Source organism: Brevundimonas sp. (genome assembly GCF_046295075.1).
Lineage (GTDB): Bacteria > Pseudomonadota > Alphaproteobacteria > Caulobacterales > Caulobacteraceae > Brevundimonas.
Genome location: NZ_JBKBOC010000017.1, coordinates 55653 through 74598, shown reverse-complemented (window position 1 = coordinate 74598; position 18946 = coordinate 55653). Strand labels below are relative to the sequence as shown.

Below are 18946 nucleotides of genomic sequence, written 5' to 3'. Positions count from 1 at the left end.
TCGGCGACCTGGTGAAGATGTCCATCCTGGTCAACGCCGAACCGGTGGACGCCCTGTCCATGCTGGTCCACCGCGCCCGCGCCGAGACGCGCGGCCGGGGCATGGTCGAGAAGATGAAGGAGCTGATCCCGCCCCACCTGTTCGTCATCCCGATCCAGGCGGCCATCGGCGGCAAGATCATCGCCCGCGAGACGGTGCGCGCGCTCCGCAAGGACGTGACCTCGAAATGCTACGGCGGAGACGCCACCCGCAAGAAGAAGCTGCTGGAGAAGCAGAAGGCCGGCAAGAAGAAGATGCGCCAGTTCGGCAAGGTCGAAATCCCGCAGGAAGCCTTCATCGCGGCATTGAAGATGGACGACGATTGATCGTCGTCCATCTGACCTGAGCTTAAGCCCAGGCCATCCAGCCCATCCAGACCGCCATCAGGACCATCATCACGTTCTCGGTCAGGGACAAAAAGCCCAGCGGCACGTTGCTGTCGCCGCCGACGCAGGCGCACTTCAGCTCGCGCTGCTGGATATAGACGGCCTTGAACACCGACCAGCCGCCGATCAAGCCGACGAAGGCGGCCGCCGGCGCAGAGAGCCACGTCAGCACGCCCGCGACCATCAGCACGCCCGCGACCAGTTCCACGAACGGATAGACGTACGCATAGGGGACCCAGCGCCGCGCCAGCAGGTCATACCCCAGGAACATGGTGGCGAACCCGTCCAGGTCCCGCAGCTTCAGCATCGCCAGGGCGCACATGGAAAAGGCGATGAACCACTCGGGCGTCCGCATCGTCAGCAGCGTCCCAGTGGCGTAACTGGCGGCGACGGCCATCAGCGCCGTGACCGCGAAGACGACAAGCACAGGCGTATAGGTCTTGCGGTTCGGATCCTTGACCGGCCTGCCCAAGAAGCGCCGCAGATCGTCGTAGCCGCCGATCCTTTTGCCTTCGATGAAGGTCTGCGGCGTGGTCTTCACCTCGTGTTCGGCCTTGAAGGCGTCGGTCTGCTCGCGCGTGGTCAGCCAGCGGTCGTCGACGACATAGCCCTGACTCTTCAGCAGATGTTTCGCCCGAAGTCCCCAAGGGCAGACGTGTTTTTCCATCACCATGCGATAGAGGACGGCGGTCTTTTCGGCGGCCATGACGGCGCTCCTTCGGCTTTGCGTACAATGCGACCGACCCTATCTGGGGTGCGGACCATGGTACGGAGTCAAGGGATGATCACGACTGTCGCAAACTGGACGATCGCCGGCCTGGCGCGCGCCGGGGGCGTCGGCGTCGAGACGGTGCGCTACTACCAACGACGCGGCCTGATGCCGACGCCGGACGGGGCCGGCGGGGTTCGTCGCTACGATAAGACCCACGTGCGACGCCTGCGCTTCATACGCACCGCCCAGAGCGCAGGCTTCACCCTGGAGCAGATCGGCGAACTGTTGGCGCTGGACGCCGGTTACGATCACGAGCGGGCCAGAGACTTGGCCCAGGCGCGGATCGCCGACCTAGACGCCAAGATCGCCGAGCTTCAAAAGGCGCGCGCGTCCTTGCAGACGCTGGCCCAGCGATGCGGCGCCGTCAGAACCGGTCCTTGCCCGATTCTGACGGCGTTCGAGGAGCCCTGACGCGCCGCCGTCAGTGCGCCCCGTTCAGCTGTTCGAACACAGCCTCATAGCCGTTCGCCTCGGCGAAGCGCAGGGGCTTGACCCGTTCGACCAGGATCTCGCCGCGCGGGGTTTCGCCGCGTTCGATCAGGCCGATCACCTCGGCGGTGAAGTCGGCGAGGGGCATGTAGGCGGGATTGTCGGCATGGCCCGGCATCAGGTCGGTGGCCACGCCGGGCGGCGCCAGTTCCAGCACCTCGACGCCGGTGTCGCGCAACTGGTGACGCAGCGACTGGGTCCAGGAATGGATCGCCGCCTTGGTCGCATTGTAGGTCGGGGTCGCCGTCAGCGGAATGAAGGCCAGGCCCGAAGTCACCGTCATGATCGTCGCCTTGGGTTGCGCCGTCAGGTGCGGCAGGAGCGCAGCGGTCAGGCGGATCGGACCCAGCAGGTTGGTGGTGATGGTCGCCTCGGCGGTCGCCAGGGCGAAGGGCTGGGCCTTGATGTCCTCCAGCTTCATGATGCCGGCGTTCAGGATGACGGCGTTCAGGCCGGGGTGATCCTTGACCACCTGGACGCCGAAGGCGGCGATGGCGGCGGCGTCATCCACATCCAGCGTCGCCCACGCCATGCCGGGATTGGCGGCGGCCGTTTCCTTCAGCACGGCCTCGCGGCGGCCGGTGATGATGACCTGATTGCCGCGCGCATGCAGGGTTTCGGCCAGGGCCCGGCCGATGCCTGTGCCGCCGCCGGTGATCAGTATGGTGTTGCCGGTGATTTTCATTCGGGCGCCTTTCAGGGGTGCGTTAGCGATGGCGATGAACTATGGCTTACGCTCTCCATTAGAAAGTAGGCACCAGGAACTGCCATACTTACCCAGGCGAAAGATTTGGACATGACGGCCGTTCCGCCCGCAAGAATTTCTCATCCCGAGACCGGCGAGACCGCCGACCCCCGCGTCGAGGCCCTGGTCAACGACGTGATCGGCCGGGTGGCGGACAAGTGGACGATGCTGATCCTGGAAGTCTTGGCCGAACACGGCGAGCAGCGCTTCACCCGCGTCGGCGAGCTGGTCGGGGGCATCAGCCAGAAGATGCTGACCCAGACCCTGCGTCAGATGGAGCGCGACGGCCTGGTGGTCCGCACCGTCCACCCGGTCATCCCGCCCAGGGTCGAATACCGCCTGACCGACCTGGGCGTCACCCTGGCCGAGGCCTTCTGCGGCGTCTGGACCTGGGCCGAGAAGAACATCGACCGCATCGAGACGGCGCGGGCCGAGTTCGATGGGCGCAAAGGCTAGGCGTCGCCGCCTGAACCCGGCGGCCTTGCCATAAGCTCACCGCACCCCCTAATGCTCGCAACGTCGCGCGGCAGTGCGGCGAGGAGCGTCCGCAGCGTCTGGCGCGCGTTTTGAAGGCTCTCGACACTTCCATGACCAAGACCGCCGATGATCTGAAGCCGCTTCTTTGGGAGCCCAGGAACCTGGTGCGCGCCATCAAGGCGGCCGGCGTCACCCTGTGGTCCTGGAACGTCGATACCGACGCTCTGGCGATGGACGACGCCGCCTACGATTTGTGGGGCATTCCTCACCGCAAGGATGTGTGTTTCGAAGATCTGTCCGCCCATATCCACCCGGCGGATCGCGACAGGGTGCGCGCGGCCTTCAATGCGACCCGCTCGCTGATCGGCCCCTATGAGATCGATTTCCGGATCATGATCGGCGACGAGCTGAAGTGGATTTCGGCCCGTGGTCAGGGGGACGATTTCGGCATCGTCAATCGGCTCATGTTCGGCATCTTCATCGACGTCACCGATCGCAAACAGGCCGAGGAAGGCCGCGAGCTTCTGGCCGGCGAGATGAGCCACCGGGTCAAGAACCTGCTGACCATCGCCTCGGGCCTGGCCAAGATCACCTCGCGTTCGACCACCAGCACGAAGGACATGGCCGACGAACTGACCTTGAGGTTGACCGCCCTGGGGCGAGCGCACGACCTGGTCCGACCGGTGCCGGGCCAGACCGGAACCCCCTCGGCCCTGCTGGGCGACCTGCTGTCCGTGCTGCTGGCGCCCTACGACGACCTCGGCGCCTTCACCGGGCGCATACGGGTGTCCGTGCCGCGCACGAGCGTCGGCGAAACCTCCATCACCATCGTGGCGCTGGTGGTGCACGAACTGGCGACCAACTCGCTGAAATACGGGGCGCTGTCGTCCGATACAGGCACGCTGGACGTCTCCTGCTCGGCCCAGGACGAGGCGATCACCCTGGTGTGGACCGAATGCGGCGGACCCAGGGTCGAGGCGCCAAAGGGGACCATGGGCTATGGCAGCAAGCTGGTGGAGCGCAGCGTCATCGGCCACCTGCGCGGGTCAATCGAATACGATTGGGCGGAGGAGGGGCTGATCGTGACGCTGAAGGTGAATCCCGCACGCCTTGCCACCTAGGCCTGCACCTTCTCCGTGATGAAATGCCGGCCCTGTTTGTCCTCGATCTCGACGACCCACAGGTCGGGATCATACCCCCGCTGGCGGGCGATATACGCGTCCAGTTCGCTTTCGCTGTCACTGGTCACCGGCTGGATCCACAGGCGGTCGCCGTCGGTTCCGAAGGCCTCGGTGTAGAGGCGCGCGGTGCGGGTCGAGGTGTCATAGGCCTTGACGATGACCGAGCCAGCGCGGTCGTCGCCCTTGGCGACCACGGTCGCATAGGCGCCCTCGATCTGGGCGCGGCGGATCAGGGCGCTGACCCACAGGTCGCTGGAAAGAAGCAATTCGCTAACCCTGCTCGAACACGGAACCCCAACCCTGGCGGTCTAGGGTGGCGGCATGAGGATAGGCCTTTCCCCCCGGCGCGCCAGAGCCTTGATGTCCGCAGTGCTGATCGCGGCGACCCCCGTCGTGGCGTTCGCCGCGCCGCAGGACCGGTTCTATGAGCGCAGCTTCGTGCTGGCCGCCAACGACCGCTGCGGCCTGTTCGCGCCGCATCTGACCGCCGCCCTGACCGCCGCCGCCTATCAGGCGCGGGGCGCGGCCCTGCGCGCGGGCGCCAACGACCGCCAGCTGGCCGAGACGGCGCAGCGGGCGCGGGCGCGGGCGGGCGCGACGCCGTGCGGCTCCGCGGATCTGAAGACGGTCAGCGGCCGGGTCCAGACCGCCTTTTCCGGCTGGTCGCGCGTGACGAAGATGGAGTTTCCGGGTGAGCGCAGGGGCTGGAGCGCGGACCGCGCCGCCTATACCCGCCCGACCTGGCGGCTGATGCAGGCGACCGTGACCGGCGCCTCGCCGGTGCGGTTCGGGGTGGTGGGCGGCATGGACCGGCCCGATCAACTGGCGGCCGTGGTGTCCTGGCAGGGCCGCTCGCGTCCGACCGGGGTGCGGGTGGTGATGCGCGATCACACGGTGGCGCCGCGTCCGTGGCTGGCGCACGACCTGCCGCCGGTCGCCCAGCGCCGCGCCTTCTGGGCCGCCGGGGTGACGAGCGCCGACGCCATGCTGCTGTCCGAAGGCCGCCCGGCCGGTCAGGCCTGGCTGTTCCCCGCCGCCGCCGCCGACGCCCTGTCGGCGCTGGACCCGCGCGAGGTCTTCACCGTCGAATTTCTGTTCCGCGACGGCAGCATCGCCCGTTCGACCTTCGAGGCCGGAGATTTCGCGGCGGGCCGGGCGTTCCTGGCGATGGGGCAGGTTTAGGACGCTTGTCAGGCTTTGGCTCATGTGCGTCCTTTGCGCATGCGCCAACTTATCTCGCTCATAGCTGTTGCGCTGGTCGCTGCCTGCTCAGTCGAAGAACCCTCCCGACCGCAGGTGATGGTCTTCGCTCAGAAGGACTTTGAACGCATCTATGTTTGGGATCTCGCTCCCGAGACTTGGGCGGATAGGCCGACATTGGTTATCGCTGAGAAAGACAGCCTTTATCCAATGGCGCCTGACGCAGAGGTCATGCTGACGTGCGAACCGGACGGAAGCCTTGAGGTTTGGGGAAACACCTACGGATTCGCGACAGATGTTGGCGGCCCGTTGCCGTTGCTGCCGATGTTCGGGCTTCGAAGCCGAGATGTGTCGCTCCTAGCCGAGCCGATTTGGGAATATGGGGGTTACGAGAAGTCGGCCCATTATGTCCTGCGCCCATCGAAAACCCAGCTTCGTCAGTTGCTTGGCGGGCCGTGGTTTGAGGTGAGCGAGATGTATTCTGATGGCAGCGGAGCGACTAGATATCCATCGCCGCCGAATGACTTGGCGAATGCCTTCATCCGACACTGCCAAGCGATGACTGAGGCCCGATAGCGGCTCGGCTTGTGACGTCGCTTAGCTTCGACAACGACCGGGTCTAGGGGAGGTCGCCTTCGGTCTGGGGCGTCTGTTTGCGATCCCTTCGCCGCCAAAGCCCCCAGCCGTAAGCCGCCAACCCCAAGCCTATGGCGAGCGTCGGAACGACATAGAGCAAAAGCGGCATCAGGTACTGAGCCAGGGTATTCGGCACGGCGTCCGCGTAGGTGAACATCACCGCCCGCGTCGTCCATGCGGCGAACGCTCCCGCCAATATGACCAGCAGACCTGCGGCTATGGCGGCCAGACCAAAAACACGACTCATCGCAAGGCCCCTTCGCTTCAGGCGTCAAGCCTCGACCGTGACCGGCGCGGGTTCGACAGCTTCTGCCCCCACCACCATCACCGGCAGCCGGATCATCACCGCGGCGCCTTCGCCCAGTGTGCTGTCGATGGTCATGCGGCCGCCGTGCAGTTCGGTGAGGGAGCGGACCAGGGACAGGCCCAGGCCCGTGCCTTGCGCCTTCTGGTCGGCGCCGCCGGCCTGTTCGAAGGGGCGGCCCAGGCGTTTGAGGTCTTGCGGCGCGATGCCGACGCCGGTGTCGGACACGACCAGGTCCAGGTCCGGGCCGTCCGCGTCCAGGGTGATGGTGACCGAGCCGCCGGCGGGGGTGAACTTGACCGCGTTGGACAGCAGGTTCAGCGCCATCTGCTTCAGGGCGCGGGCGTCGGCGCGCACCTTGACCGGCTCGGACGGCAGGACGGCGGCGAGGTCCACCCCCTTGTCGTCGGCCTGGAGCCGGACCAGGGCGACGGCGGCGGACACGGCGTCGCGAGCGTCGAAGGCCTCCATGACCAGCTGGTAGCGTTCGGCCTCGATCTTGGACAGGTCCAGCACGTCGTTGATCAGGTCCAGCAGGTGGCCGCCCGCCTGGTGGATGGCGTCGGCGTATCCGGCGTAGCGGTCGGGCAGGGGGCCGAACAGCTTCTGGCGCATGATGTCGGCGAAACCGATGACGGCGTTCAGGGGGGTGCGCAGTTCGTGGCTCATGTTCGCCAGGAAGCGGGTCTTGCCGGCGGACTGGGCCTCGGCCTCGACGCGGGCGGTCTCAAGACCCAGCTCGCGGGCGAACTGGGCTGTGCCGTCGAAGGCCTGGGCGATCAGGCGAGGGTGATCGCCGTCGTTGTGGAACGGCCCCAGGATCATGACCACGCGCCTATCCAGGGCGATGCGCGGGGTGAACTGGACCTCGACCTGTTGGCCCGACAGGGCGCGGGCAAGCGCAGCGGACACGGCCGGGCGGTCCGGCGCATGGACGGCCGAGATCAGGCCCTGCTCGCTGAGCGCCAGCACCGACAGGGCGGGCGGCGGATTGCCCCAGGTCGCCACGGCGCGGCCGGACGGATCGAGCAGCAGGGTCAGGGCCGGCTGGTCTTCCAAGAGGGCGGCAATGCGGGCGGCCTCGTCTTCGGCGTCGGCGAGACGCCGCTGACGCTCGCTCCAGGTCAGGCGCATGGCGGCGATGATGGCGCCCATGGCCAGCAGGCCCGAGACGGCGGCCAGCAGCGGGCCTTGCGCCTCCGGCCCGTTCAGCCAGGTCGAGATCAGGCCCGACAGCAGCGGCAGGATGACCGCTAAGGCGCCCAGCCGCGTCAGCCGGTCGGCGCCCGCCCTGCCGTGATCGAGGGCGATCCCGGCGGCCAGAGGCATCAGGATCAGCCCCGGCAAAGCCCCGGTCGCCCCGCCCGTCAGCCCCGCCGACGCCGTGGCGGCCAGCAGCCAGCCGGCCATGGTCGCGAACCGCAGGCCGGCGGTGTCGCGCACCATCAGCACCACGCCGAAGATCCCGGGGAAGGCCATGATCAGCAGGGCCGCCAAAGGCGCGTCCTTCAACCCGTCCAGCATCTGGGCCGCCAGGGCCGTCAGGCTGATCGCCACGGCCCAGATCGCATGCCACAGGGCGACCAGCGGCGCGCCACCTTGTTCGTGGGGGCGTCGGTCGTCCTGTAATCTGGTGTGGGCGTCGGATTTCAAGCGGCGGGCCGTTGTTCTGTCTGCGTCCAGACTAGTCTCCGCCTTGAGTCGGAGCGAGGCCGCTCCCCCGTAAGGCGAACCCCATCGCGGCGTTCACCATGAATATCGGGGGACAAAACGGCCGGTTGTCGTTAACGGCCCGGCGGCCTATCTGGCGGTCATGAGCGCGCGCACCCCTCCGACCGAGAGCATTGACCAGACCCTGGCCGAACTGGCCGAGGATTTCGACCTGCTGGGCGATTGGGAACAGCGGATCGAATATGTGATCGAACTGGGCAAGGGGCTGGCCCCGCTGGACGAGGCCGACCGGCTCGAAACCAACAAGGTGCCGGGCTGCGCCGCCCAGGTCTGGCTGGCCGTGAAGCCGACCGAGGATCGCCTGTGGTTCGCCGCCGACAGCGACAGCGCCCTGTCCAAGGGCAATATCGCCCTGCTGCTGAAGCTGTATTCCGGCCGCACCCCGGACGAGATCCTGGCCTTCGACGCGCGGGCGGCGCTGGACCGGCTGGGCCTGCCGTCTGCCCTGACGCGTCAGCGCGCCAATGGGCTGAACAGCATGGTCGGCCGCATCCGCGAGGCGGCGCTGGCGGTCGGCTGATCCTTCGCGCTTGCAACCGCAGGCGGGCCGACCCACCATCGCCAAATCCGCCGTGTGGATGGGGGCGAGCCGATGGACCTGCTGAAGATCCTGCGCAGTTTCGAGGAGTTTCTCTTCGAGGCCGTCAGCTGGCTGGTCTTCTATCCCCTGACCCTGTGGCGGATCCTGCGGGGGCCGCTGGCGGCGATGGACTATTCGGACCGCGAGCAGAGCGACAGCGAGGAGCATCGCTACGACGACGCGCTCAGCCCGCCCCTGTTCCTGCTGGCCACCGTCGTCCTGGCCAATCTGATCGGCATGGCCCTGCATGTGCCGCCGCCGCCTGAAGTCTCGACGGTGACCAGGACGCTGTTCGCCTCGCAGCAGAACCTGATCCTGTTCCGCTCCCTGGCCTTCAGCCTGATCCCGCTGGTCGCCGCCGTGACCCTGCTGCGTCATGAGAAGAAGCGGATCAGCCGCGAGACCCTGCGCCCGCCCTTCTACGCCCAATGTTATCTGGCGGCCGTCTGCGCCGCCTTCGTCTCGATCGGGGGCTCCATCTTCCAGCGGCCCGAACTGCCCAACGCGGTCGGCGCCGCGATCATGATCGGCGGAACGTGCTGGTTCCTGTTCGTGCAGTCGCACTGGTTCGCCAGGCGGCTGAACGTCTCGACGGCCAAGGGCGCCGGCATCGCGGTTTGGGCCATGGTCCGGGCGGTGATCTATCTGTTTGCGATCCTGATCCCGGTCGCCCTGATCTGAAGCCTCAGCCGGGGTCCATCGAGCGCACGTCGCCCGAGGCCGAGACGGTGCAGCGCGAACGATACGAACCGGTCGCCATCGTCAGCTCGAAATCGCCGCGTCCCAGGTCGCGCACGCCGATGGGCACGCTGGAGCCATAGGGGCGGTTCTGGAACTCGTCGGCGCGACGCGAGCAGGCCTGGCGCGCCGCGTAGGGGGCGTTCTGCATCCAGCCGCTGTTGGCATGGCGGCGGTTCTGACCCTCGTCCTCGCCGGCCAGGAAGCCTTCGTGATAGCCCTCGGTCTCGTGATTGGCGTCATAGTCGGCCCCGTGCAGGGCGGCCTCGTAGCCGCGCTGATATTCCCGGTCGTGATCGCCGTCGGCGTCGCGGTGGTGGCTGTTGTGGGCGGCGATGGCGGCAGCGAGGCCGACAATGGCCACCCCCGCCGCGATCGCCGTGGCGTTCGAGCGATCCGATCCGCCCGAGCCGCATTCGCTGCGGCCTGCCTGGTAGATCGAGGCGTAGCGGCCGTCGCGCGTCATGATCGACACGCAGTCGTTGCCTTTCCGCCAATAGGTCATGCGCCCGTCGCCGACGACCTCGGACCGATCCGTGGCCTGATAGCCGCGACGGTTCAGCTCGCCCTCGGCCTGGCCCGCGCGGGCGCCGACGAGGTCTCTGAGCGCAGAGGGCGTCTGGGCCGACGCCGGCAGCGCCGTCGCCAGCATCAGGGTGGACAGGGCGCAGGCCAGGGGACGGGACATGGGACGATCTCCGATTGTCAGGACATGCCGCAAACGACGCCACGACCGTTTTGGTTTCGAAAATCATCGTTATGGTTAAGGCGCGATTTTCTGGGCGCAATCTGTGCACTTCGTCTCAAATCACCCGATCCCGTAGTGGTCGGCCAGGGCCTGGAGCGCCTGCTTCAGCACCGTCTTGCCCTGACGGCGACGAAGGCCGAGGCCGGTTTCGGCCAGTTGCAAACTGTCGCCGTGGATGCAGATGCGGGTCAGGATGGGGCGCAGGCGCGGGCCGACGGCGGCGAGCGCGCCTTCGACCCGGCGGGCGGCCGACAGGGCGCGGTCGGTGGGCTCCATCCGGGCGGAGGTTCCCGATCCGCTGTGGGGCAGGGCGTCCCAGCGCATGGTCAGGGACGGCCCCTTCATCGCCTGTTCGGCCTCGCGACGCAGCCGCTCGCCGGCGGCGGCCTCGGCCGGGGTCAGCCAGGGACGGCCCGAGGCGTCCTTGCGCCGCGCCAGCCAGGCGATGGGGCTTTCGCCCAGGTTGGCGCGGTGGCGCACCAGCCGTCCGTCGGCCTGGATCAGGTCGCGTTCGCCCGCGACGAAGCCGGGGCGGCCGGGAGGAGGGCGCGCGGTTTCGTCCGCCGTGGTTCGGGCGATCCAGCCGCCGCCCGGTCGCGCGCGCAGGCCCGGCTGATCGACCAGGGCGCGGAACTCGGCCTCGGTCAGGGTCAGGCTGATACGACTGCGCCGATCCGCTGCCAGGCGCAGCGCATAGACGCCCCCACTCCCCGGGTTGTCGGCCGCCAGCCAGGCGCCGGGCCGCGCCATCAGGCCGCGCGCGCGTTCCAGCAGCCGGCTCATTGGACCAGGTCCAGGCGCGGGGTCTGGTACAGGCCCTGGATACAGGTCTCCAACTCGTTCAGCAGGTCGTCGACGGGACGCCGCTCACGCTCATCCTCGACCCAGCGGCAGGCGGTCCCGACGCTGGCGCGATTGACGCCGAAGACGTGGCTGACCCGCTCCAGCGTCCAGCCGAAGGCGACGTGCGACAGATACATGGCCAGCCAGCGCGGCCGGGCGGCGCGCGGGTGCATCCGCCCCCCGCCGATCATCTGCGACGGCTGCGCGCCCGTGCGCGCCGCGACCAGATGGACGGCTAGGCCCGCCTTGACCCGGTCCTCCTCGCTGACCGGCACCCTGTAGTCCTCCATGGCGAAACCCTCCCGCTCTCGAAATCCGATGTCGGCAGCATAGAGGGCCGCCGACCTTGAGATAGGAATAAAGTCCTACTGCACGTCAAAACCGGACGTGACGCCTTGCCCGCCTTGAGGTTGTGCAGGCGACCGTATGTCGGATGTCGACGAAATGAGCGGATAAAGCGGCGAGGCGCGGCCACGTCGGCCGGCGCAACATGGTTAATAAATTTCGAATCGTTGACTCCGGCCACTCGACGGCGATTCGCAAATCAGCCTAGATTCGACTCAATCGGATGGCGTTAACCCTTCTTAAGGTTTTCACGTCTTAACTTGCGAACAAGGTTACCCGGACGTTCGTCGGGGTGGTTACCGCAAAGCTTTTGCCTGGAGGGGCACGTATGCGCGTCCTGTTGATTGAAGACGATCACGCAACCGCCCAAAGCATCGAACTGATGCTGAAGTCGGAAGGCTTCAACGTCTATACGACAGACCTGGGCGAAGAAGGCATCGATCTGGGCAAGATCTATGACTACGACCTCATTCTGCTTGACCTGAACCTGCCGGATATGAGCGGCCTGGAAGTCCTGCGCCAGCTGCGCGTCGGCAAGGTCAACACGCCGGTCATGATCCTGTCTGGCAGCCATGAGATCGAGACCAAGGTCAAGACCTTCGGCGGCGGCGCCGACGACTACATGACCAAGCCCTTCCACAAGGACGAGCTGATCGCGCGCACCCACGCCGTGGTCCGTCGCTCCAAGGGGCACGCCCAGGCGATCATCCACACCGGCGAGATCGCCGTGAACCTGGACGCCAAGACGGTCGAGGTGAACGGTCACCGCGTCCACCTGACGGGCAAAGAATACCAGATGCTGGAGCTGCTCTCGCTCCGCAAGGGCACGACCCTGACCAAGGAAATGTTCCTGAACCACCTGTACGGCGGCATGGACGAGCCCGAGCTGAAGATCATCGACGTCTTCATCTGCAAGCTGCGCAAGAAGCTGGCCACCGCCGCCGACGGCAAACACTATATCGAAACCGTCTGGGGCCGCGGCTACGTCCTGCGCGACCCGTCGGAAAGCGTCGTCACCGTCGCCGCCTGATCGGTCTTCGATCCACTGAATTCGAAACGCCCGCCGGCAACGGCGGGCGTTTTGTGTTTCTCCCTCCCCTTAATGGGGAGGGGCGATCGCGGGAGCGATCGGGGTGGGGCCCGAAGGGGCGTGAGCGAGGTTCTGACAGCCCCACCCGGGCTCGGCTGCGCCTCGCCGTCCCTCCCCATGAAGGGGGGGAGATTATCCCGCAAACCCCGCGGCCAGGGCGGCCGCCATTGGGTTGGGGCGGCCGAAGCTGTCGAAGGGCAGTGGCTTGTCCCGGCCGTCGTCCTTGTCGCCCTGGCGATACCAGCTGTCGGTGTCGCGCAGGCCCCAGGCGGTGAAGGCGAACTGCTGGCCCTTGGGCAGGGCCGCGAAGGCCGAGGCCAGTTCGGTGACGCGGGCCCCTTGGGCGGCGATGCGGTCGGCTTGGCTGCGCAGATCCGGCCGATTTTCGGTGCGCAGGGTGCAGTCGAGTTCGGACATATGGATCGGCAGGCCGAACTGGGCGACCTCGCGCATATAGGCGGCGATGACGCCTTCGGGGATGTCGATCCACAGGTGCGATTGCAGGCCCAGCCCCTGCAGCGGGCAGCCGGCCTTCAACAGACGCTCGACCAGTTTCAGGAATTGCACGCCCTTGGCCGGGACGCTTTCCTGATTGTATTCGTTCAGGAACAGGACGGCCTCGGGATCGGCGATCCGGGCTTTCTCGAAGGCGCGCAGGATATAGCCGTCATGGCCATATCGCTGTGACCAGTGGCAGTCGCGCATGGCCGAGCCGTCGTCCAAGATCGGCTCGTTGACCACATCCCAGCTGCGGACCTTGCCGCGATAGCGACCGGCGACCGTGGCGATATAGCCGTCGAAGGCGCGGTCGAAGGCGGCGTCGTCCAGACCGGCGAACGCCTCCTGACCCTGCGAATACCAGATCAGGGTGTGGCCGTGCATCGCCATGCCGTTGGATTGGGCGAAGGCGGCGATGCGGTCGGTCCGGTCGAAGTTGGGCCGGTCCAGGCCGTTGGCCAGGATGTATTCCATCTTCATCTCCCACTCGGGCGTGAGCTGGGAGACGTTGGCGCGGGCAAGCGTGACCCAGTCGGGGTCGTCGATCTGCATCGCCTTGATCGCCGTGCCGAACGGGGCGGGGGCGATGGATTTCAGCGGGGGGACGTTCGGCGGGGTGGCTTCGGCCGAGGCGAAGCGGTCGCAGGCGGCGAGCGGCAGGGCTAGAGATGAGGCGAGGACGGTGCGGCGGGTCGGCGTCATGCCTCTCCCTCCCCTTCATGGGGAGGGACGGCGAAGCGGAGCGAAGCCAGGGTGGGGAGGTCAGAACCGCGCTCGCGCCCTTTCGGGCCCCACCCCGATCGCTGCGCGATCACCCCTCCCCATGAAGGGGAGGGAGAATGTCGGTCGTCAGACCGCACGTTTCCGCAGGCCCAGCTCGTCGAAGGCGGCGGTTTCGCGTTTGGCGATGGCGACCAGTTGGGTCAGGCGAGTGGTCTCGGCGACGTGTTCGAACTTCTTCAGCTCTTCGAAGGCGCCGGTCAGGGCGTCGCGGGCGCCGGCTTCCTCGGCGTCCAGCACGGTCAGGTCGCCCTCGGCCTTGGCCTTGCGGGATTTCCAGCCGTTCAGATAGGCGCCCAGCATCATGCCGGCCTCGGCGTCCATGCGGGCGCGGTCGCGTTCGTTCTGAGCCTCGGCGTCCAGGACGGCGAGGCGGATCTCGGCGTTGGCGCGGCGTTCGGTGATCTCGGCTAAACGCTTTTGCAGCGTCTCGACCTCGTAGTTGGAAATGCGGATCAGGGATTGGGCCCAAGCGGTCATTTAAATCATTACTCCCTGATCATGCCTTGATTGAGGATGTGCTCCAGCCGGGTAAAGGAATCGGAAAGACGGGTGTGATCGTCCTTGTCCTGTCCCAGGAAATCTTCCAGCGCGGGGTTCAGCGCGATGGCGCGGTCCACGATGGGATCGGCGCCGGTGCGGTAGGCGCCGATCTTGATCAGCTCTTCCATATTGGCATAGGCCGACAGGCACTGGCGGGCGCGCTTGTTCAGCTCACGCTCGGGCGGCGTCTGACAGGCGGGCATGGTCCGGCTGACGGACTTCAGCACGTCGATGGCGGGGAAGCGCCCGCGTTCGGCGATCTTTCGGTCCATCACGATGTGTCCGTCCAGGATGCCTCGCACGGCGTCGGCGATGGGTTCGTCATGGTCGCCGCCGTCCACCAGGACGGTGAACAGGGCGGTGATGGGCGCCGCCGTCGTGCCGTCGGGCCGCACGGGGCCGGGACCTGCGCGCTCCAGCAGTTTGGGCAGTTCGGTGAAGACGGTGGGGGTATAGCCCTTGGTGGTCGGGGGTTCGCCCGCCGCCAGGCCGATCTCGCGCTGGGCCATGGCGAAGCGGGTGACGCTGTCCATCAGGCACAGCACCTCCAGGTCCTGGTCGCGCAGATATTCGGCGATGGCCATGGTCATATAGGCCGACTGACGGCGTTTCAGGGCCGGTTCGTCCGAGGTGGCGACCACGACGACGGCGCGTTTCAGCCCCTCTTCGCCCAGGGTTTCCTCCACGAACTCGCGCACTTCGCGGCCCCGTTCGCCGATCAGGCCGACGACGACGGCGTCGCAGGTCGCCTGTTTGGCCAGCATGGACAGCAGCACGGACTTGCCCACGCCCGACCCGGCGAAGATGCCCAGGCGCTGGCCCCGGCAGGTGGTGGTGAAGACGTCCATGGCCCGCACGCCCAGGTCCAGACGCTCGCCGACACGGCCGCGCGAATGGGCGGGCGGCGGCGGGGCGCGCAGGGGGTAGGGGGCAGGACCTTGGGGTAATGGACCCTTGCCGTCGATGGGCTGGCCGAAGGCGTCGATGATCCGGCCCAGCCAGGCGGTGGTCGGGCGCACGCTGGCGGCCTGGTCGATGATGCGGATGTCGGCGCCGGGGGCCACGCCCTCGACCGGGCCGAAGGGCATCAGCAACGCCTTGGAATCGCGGAAACCGACGACCTCGGCCGGAAGGGGGGAATGGCCGCGTCGGCTGATCTCGGCGCGGGCGCCGACGGCGAGGCGCGACAGGCCGCCGCGCGACTCGATCAGCAGGCCCGACACGCCCGCGACCTTGCCGGTGACGACCAGCGGATCGATCGCTTCGACGGCGGCGACGAGATTGCGCAAAAACAGACCCCAGGAACAGAGGTTGAGAGATGCGCCATCGTGGTTAACGAGCGGTGAAGCCGGGCTTTGAATGCAGTGCACAAAAGGGTGGTTTTTGCGTCTCGCTTGCAACTCAGGCGAGAAACGGTTTGGCAACCAATTAGGATGTTAATCTTGCAACCGAGGCGGGCGGGGGCCGGCCGATTGCGAAGAGGTTGTGCCTATGTTCGCGCGTAAACCTAAATCATCGGATTTGCAGAACCGGCTGATCGACCTGGACGGCAAGATGGCCGCCATCGGCCGGTCCCAAGCGGTGATCGAGTTCAATCTGGACGGCACCATCATCGACGCCAACCAGAACTTTATGGAAACGATGGGGTACACGCTGGAGGAAATCCGCGGCGTCCATCACCGTCTGTTCGTGGACCCGGAAAGGGTGGCGTCGCCTGACTACGCGGCCTTCTGGCGTGATCTTAACGCGGGCCAGTTTCTGGCGCGCAAGTTCCGACGGCTGGCCAAGGGCGGGCGCGAGGTCTGGCTGCAGGCCTCCTACAACCCGGTCTTTGGCGCCGATGGGCGGCCGACGAAAGTCATCAAGCTGGCCATCGACATTACGGCCGAGGAGCAGGAGGCTGCGCGCCGAGAGACGCAACGGATCGAGGCGGAGCAGGCGCAGAACCTGCTGGTCGAGGCCCTGGCCGGCGCCTTGGCGCGGCTGTCGGCGGGCGACCTGACGGCGCGGATCGATGCGCCGGTGCAGGGCGCCCACATCCGGGTGCGCGACGACTATAACGCGGCCGTCGAAAGCCTGCGTCAGACGCTGGGTCAGGCGTTGCAGGCCGTTGCGGGCCTGAGAGGCGGGGTCAGCGAAATCTCCAGCGCGTCCGACGACCTGTCGCGCCGAACCGAACAGCAGGCCGCCAGTCTGGAAGAGACGGCGGCGGCCCTGGATCAGATCACCGCCACGGTGAAACGCAGTGCGGACGGCGCCAGACAGGCCTCATCGGCCGCCGTGGGCGCACGGGCCGAGGCCGACCGATCCGGCGAGGTGGTGCGTCAGGCGATCGCCGCCATGGACGGCATCAAGCGCAGCTCGACTGAGATCGGCGACATCATCGGCGTGATCGACGAGATCGCCTTCCAGACCAATCTCTTGGCCCTGAACGCCGGGGTCGAGGCGGCGCGGGCGGGCGAGATGGGACGGGGTTTCGCGGTGGTCGCGTCCGAGGTGCGGGCCCTGGCCCAGCGCTCGGCCGAGGCGGCGAAACAGATCAAGACCCTGATCACCACCTCGGGCCAGGAGGTGGCGCAAGGGGTGCAACTGGTCAACGAGACGGGGTCGGCCCTGTCGGCCATCGCGGTCAAGGTGGCGGAGATTGACGCCCTGATCAGCGAGATCGCCGCCTCGGCCCAGGAACAGGCGACGGGCCTCGGCGAGGTCAACAGCGCCGTCAACCAGATGGATCAGGTGACGCAGCAGAACGCCGCCATGGTCGAGGAAACCACGGCCGCCGCCATGAGCCTGAAGACCGAGACCGAGCAGTTGGCCCAACTGGTCGAGCGGTTCGACACGGGCGAGGCACCGGCGCAGACGCGGGTCCACGACCTGTCAGGTTCCGGCCCCGTCCCCCTGGCCCGCGAACGCGCCCGCATCCGCGCCTATACGGGAGGCGGGGTTGCGGCGTCGGCACCTGCCCAGGAGTGGGAGGAGTTCTGAGTCTAGTTAGAAAGCCCAGCACTAAGGCTATCAAGGCGCTTCAAGATACTGCGCACCGACTCCACCAGCCTCGGATCAGCATCGGGATTCTGGGCCAGACCGAAGGCGTGACGTGCGACCCGGTTTGCTTGTTCAAGATAGCGATCGTCTCGACGTTTTGATCGGTGCTCGAAAATGTCAGCGCAAAGGGCGGCCTTCTGATTTTCCAGGCTGATGCGTTGATTGAGGCTGATCGTGGGGCTGCGACCCATGAAGTCTTCGATCAGGTTCAGTGCGGCCCTGTGCTCGCGGGTCTCTCGAAGAAAACGCGCAAAGTGAATAACGATGTCTGCGGGTGGCGAGGGGAGAGACTGAACGGCCTTCCACCAATCACCGGCGATACGGGCGCCCAGCCGCCATTGGCGATTGGCCTTCAGAAGCTGGGCCTGAAGCATTCTCGTGTCGTCGTCTGGAAGACGACCCTCTTGCCAGTCCTTTACGACGGCCAGAATTCGCGGAGCGTCCAAGGGCGTGGATAGATCGCCGGTCAGGTAGGGGCGAAGTTCAGCCATTTGCAGTTCCAACGGCGTTCTGGCTTGGAGAACGGCAACGGCCAGGGGGGCGGCGGAGCTGGATGTGATCACTGCGCCGCCGGCAAGGTTACGTGTGGAAATCGGCCGTCGGGCGCCGCTTTCCGGGTGGACAAGGATCAAGCCCTCCGTAGAGGCTGAGGCGATTTCCCACGCCGTCTCGCTAACTCCATCGTCAAAGAGGGCGCCAGTTAGAAGCGTCAGATCGGATGTCTCTTGCTGCAACCAGCGTGCGACTTCCTGCCCAGGGATTGCAAACTCTTTCATAGAGCGTCCATCGCTTTTGAGGTGATGACGTTCAAGCGCAATCTGCCGTGGAGTTCGCGTGAACTAGGGCGCGCTGGGCTCCACCGCGATCTTGGGTTCGCGCGTCGTCGCAATCGCCCCGACCGAGGCCACGACGATGGCGGCGATGGCGAGCCATTGCTGGCCGGTCAGGTGTTCGTGAAGGATCAAAAGGCCGGCCAGGGCGCCGACCGCCGGTTCGACGCTGAGCACCACGCCGAAGGTGCGTTTGGGGATGCTGCGCAGGGCCACCATCTCCAGCGAATAGGGCAGGGCGCTGGAGAAGATCGCGACCGCAATCCCTGCCAGGATGATGGCCGGGTTCAGCAAGGCCGCGCCCGCATGGGCTACGCCGAAAGGCACGACGACCAGAGCCGCGACAGTCATGCCCAGCGCCACCGACTGGCCCGCATGGATGTGCGACAGCCGCTTGCCGAACACGATATAGAGCGCCCAGCACAGGCCGGCGAAGGCGGCCAGGGCCATGCCGACCGGATCGAGCGCCCCCGCTCCAGCCTTGAGCGGCAGCAGCAGGCCCAGGCCCACGACCGCAAAGCCGATGCAGACGAAATGGATGGGCTTCCTCGAATGGATCAGGGCCAGGGTCAGCGGCCCCATGAACTCGATGGCGATGGCCAGACCCAGCGGAATGGTCCGCAGCGACATGTAGAAGCTGAGGTTCATCGCCCCCAGGACGACGCCATACAGGGCGATGGCGCCCAGGTCCGCGCGGGCCAGACGGAACCGCCACGGCCGGAACACCGCGACCAGCACCAGGGCCGAGATGCCTACGCGATAGGCCGACGTCCCCTCCGCCCCGATGATCGGGAACAGGGTCTTGGCGAAGGAGGTGCCGCCCGCCAGCGTCACCATGCCCGCGAACAGCGCCAGATAGGGGATCAGGCGCATCGCTAGCGGCGAGGTCAGGTGCTGTTTCAGGGCCACGGAAGTCATGGCGTAAAACTACTCTAATGCGGCTTGC

At 66.8% G+C, this 18946-nt stretch carries 22 protein-coding genes and 1 pseudogene; 10 read left to right on the top strand and 13 right to left on the bottom strand.

All coding sequences use genetic code 11. The annotated features are described in order from the left end of the window. A pseudogene (locus ACK4MH_RS12980) lies at positions 1-365 on the top strand (elongation factor 4); the annotation flags it as partial. 22 nt (positions 366-387) lie between these two features. On the opposite strand, the gene ACK4MH_RS12975 reads toward ACK4MH_RS12980, so the two are convergent. Further along, positions 388-1131, bottom strand: a complete 744-nt coding sequence (locus tag ACK4MH_RS12975) for a MauE/DoxX family redox-associated membrane protein (protein ID WP_409719042.1) — start codon at positions 1129-1131, stop codon at positions 388-390. 75 nt (positions 1132-1206) lie between these two features. Between ACK4MH_RS12975 and ACK4MH_RS12970 the strand changes: the two genes are divergently transcribed. Next, entirely contained in the window at positions 1207-1608 is a 402-nt protein-coding gene (locus tag ACK4MH_RS12970) for a MerR family transcriptional regulator (RefSeq protein ID WP_409719040.1), read from the top strand. 10 nt (positions 1609-1618) lie between these two features. Here the strand turns inward: ACK4MH_RS12970 and ACK4MH_RS12965 are convergent, their stop codons facing one another. Beyond that, the gene (locus ACK4MH_RS12965; protein WP_409719038.1) at positions 1619-2371 is read right to left on the bottom strand and encodes an SDR family oxidoreductase; all 753 of its coding nucleotides are present in this window, start codon (positions 2369-2371) and stop codon (positions 1619-1621) included. A 111-nt stretch (positions 2372-2482) separates the two neighbouring features. Here ACK4MH_RS12965 and ACK4MH_RS12960 point away from each other — a divergent pair, with 111 nt between their 5' ends. Together ACK4MH_RS12960 and ACK4MH_RS12955 are read left to right on the top strand one after the other, a co-directional pair. Then, the gene (locus tag ACK4MH_RS12960) at positions 2483-2887 is read left to right on the top strand and encodes a winged helix-turn-helix transcriptional regulator (protein ID WP_409719036.1); all 405 of its coding nucleotides are present in this window, start codon (positions 2483-2485) and stop codon (positions 2885-2887) included. Positions 2888-3018: 131 nt separating this feature from the next. After that, on the top strand, positions 3019-4029 hold the full coding sequence (locus ACK4MH_RS12955) for a sensor histidine kinase (protein ID WP_409719034.1): 1011 nt from the start codon (positions 3019-3021) through the stop codon (positions 4027-4029). Here ACK4MH_RS12955 and ACK4MH_RS12950 read toward each other — a convergent pair. Further along, the gene (locus tag ACK4MH_RS12950) at positions 4026-4355 is read right to left on the bottom strand and encodes a DUF1491 family protein (protein ID WP_409719032.1); all 330 of its coding nucleotides are present in this window, start codon (positions 4353-4355) and stop codon (positions 4026-4028) included. The genes ACK4MH_RS12955 and ACK4MH_RS12950 overlap by 4 nt on opposite strands. A 94-nt stretch (positions 4356-4449) precedes the next feature. On the opposite strand from ACK4MH_RS12950, the gene ACK4MH_RS12945 reads away from it, so the two are divergent. Continuing rightward, positions 4450-5271 carry a hypothetical protein gene (locus tag ACK4MH_RS12945; RefSeq protein ID WP_409719030.1) on the top strand — a complete coding sequence of 274 codons (822 nt, stop codon included), beginning with the start codon at positions 4450-4452 and terminating at the stop codon, positions 5269-5271. Between the two features lie 39 nt (positions 5272-5310). Next, positions 5311-5865, top strand: coding sequence for a hypothetical protein (locus ACK4MH_RS12940; RefSeq protein WP_409719028.1), 555 nt, complete (start codon positions 5311-5313; stop codon positions 5863-5865). A 43-nt stretch (positions 5866-5908) separates the two neighbouring features. Here the strand turns inward: ACK4MH_RS12940 and ACK4MH_RS12935 are convergent, their stop codons facing one another. Together ACK4MH_RS12935 and ACK4MH_RS12930 are read right to left on the bottom strand one after the other, a co-directional pair. Then, positions 5909-6172, bottom strand: coding sequence for a hypothetical protein (locus ACK4MH_RS12935; protein WP_409719026.1), 264 nt, complete (start codon positions 6170-6172; stop codon positions 5909-5911). A 24-nt stretch (positions 6173-6196) separates the two neighbouring features. Beyond that, positions 6197-7882: an ATP-binding protein gene (locus tag ACK4MH_RS12930; RefSeq protein WP_409719024.1), complete on the bottom strand. Its 1686-nt coding sequence runs from the start codon at positions 7880-7882 to the stop codon at positions 6197-6199. A gap of 160 nt (positions 7883-8042) precedes the next feature. Between ACK4MH_RS12930 and ACK4MH_RS12925 the strand changes: the two genes are divergently transcribed. Next, positions 8043-8480, top strand: coding sequence for a SufE family protein (locus ACK4MH_RS12925; RefSeq protein WP_409719022.1), 438 nt, complete (start codon positions 8043-8045; stop codon positions 8478-8480). 72 nt (positions 8481-8552) lie between these two features. Continuing rightward, positions 8553-9221, top strand: a complete 669-nt coding sequence (locus ACK4MH_RS12920; protein WP_409719020.1) for a hypothetical protein — start codon at positions 8553-8555, stop codon at positions 9219-9221. 4 nt (positions 9222-9225) lie between these two features. Here the strand turns inward: ACK4MH_RS12920 and ACK4MH_RS12915 are convergent, their stop codons facing one another. From ACK4MH_RS12915 to ACK4MH_RS12905, 3 genes are all read right to left on the bottom strand, one after another. Continuing rightward, positions 9226-9966, bottom strand: a complete 741-nt coding sequence (locus tag ACK4MH_RS12915) for a hypothetical protein (protein WP_409719018.1) — start codon at positions 9964-9966, stop codon at positions 9226-9228. A 120-nt stretch (positions 9967-10086) separates the two neighbouring features. Continuing rightward, complete coding sequence (locus tag ACK4MH_RS12910; protein ID WP_409719016.1) at positions 10087-10809, bottom strand: DUF6456 domain-containing protein; 723 nt, start codon at positions 10807-10809, stop codon at positions 10087-10089. Further along, positions 10806-11159 carry a chromosomal replication initiator DnaA gene (locus ACK4MH_RS12905; RefSeq protein ID WP_409719014.1) on the bottom strand — a complete coding sequence of 118 codons (354 nt, stop codon included), beginning with the start codon at positions 11157-11159 and terminating at the stop codon, positions 10806-10808. Before ACK4MH_RS12905 ends, ACK4MH_RS12910 begins: the two co-directional genes overlap by 4 nt. A gap of 383 nt (positions 11160-11542) precedes the next feature. Here ACK4MH_RS12905 and ctrA point away from each other — a divergent pair, with 383 nt between their 5' ends. Next, entirely contained in the window at positions 11543-12244 is a 702-nt protein-coding gene (gene ctrA, locus ACK4MH_RS12900; protein ID WP_135193504.1) for a response regulator transcription factor CtrA, read from the top strand. 192 nt (positions 12245-12436) lie between these two features. Here the strand turns inward: ctrA and ACK4MH_RS12895 are convergent, their stop codons facing one another. From ACK4MH_RS12895 to fliI, 3 genes are all read right to left on the bottom strand, one after another. Next, the gene (locus tag ACK4MH_RS12895) at positions 12437-13504 is read right to left on the bottom strand and encodes an endo-1,4-beta-xylanase (RefSeq protein WP_409719011.1); all 1068 of its coding nucleotides are present in this window, start codon (positions 13502-13504) and stop codon (positions 12437-12439) included. A gap of 147 nt (positions 13505-13651) precedes the next feature. Continuing rightward, on the bottom strand, positions 13652-14062 hold the full coding sequence (locus tag ACK4MH_RS12890; protein WP_409719009.1) for a flagellar export protein FliJ: 411 nt from the start codon (positions 14060-14062) through the stop codon (positions 13652-13654). 8 nt (positions 14063-14070) lie between these two features. After that, complete coding sequence (gene fliI, locus ACK4MH_RS12885) at positions 14071-15414, bottom strand: flagellar protein export ATPase FliI (protein WP_135193499.1); 1344 nt, start codon at positions 15412-15414, stop codon at positions 14071-14073. A gap of 202 nt (positions 15415-15616) precedes the next feature. Here fliI and ACK4MH_RS12880 point away from each other — a divergent pair, with 202 nt between their 5' ends. Continuing rightward, positions 15617-17110 carry a methyl-accepting chemotaxis protein gene (locus ACK4MH_RS12880; RefSeq protein ID WP_409719006.1) on the top strand — a complete coding sequence of 498 codons (1494 nt, stop codon included), beginning with the start codon at positions 15617-15619 and terminating at the stop codon, positions 17108-17110. 2 nt (positions 17111-17112) lie between these two features. Here ACK4MH_RS12880 and ACK4MH_RS12875 read toward each other — a convergent pair whose 3' ends face one another. Beyond that, positions 17113-17946, bottom strand: a complete 834-nt coding sequence (locus ACK4MH_RS12875; protein ID WP_409719004.1) for a hypothetical protein — start codon at positions 17944-17946, stop codon at positions 17113-17115. A 63-nt stretch (positions 17947-18009) separates the two neighbouring features. Next, the gene (locus ACK4MH_RS12870) at positions 18010-18918 is read right to left on the bottom strand and encodes an EamA family transporter (protein WP_409719002.1); all 909 of its coding nucleotides are present in this window, start codon (positions 18916-18918) and stop codon (positions 18010-18012) included. Positions 18919-18946: the final 28 nt, after the last annotated feature.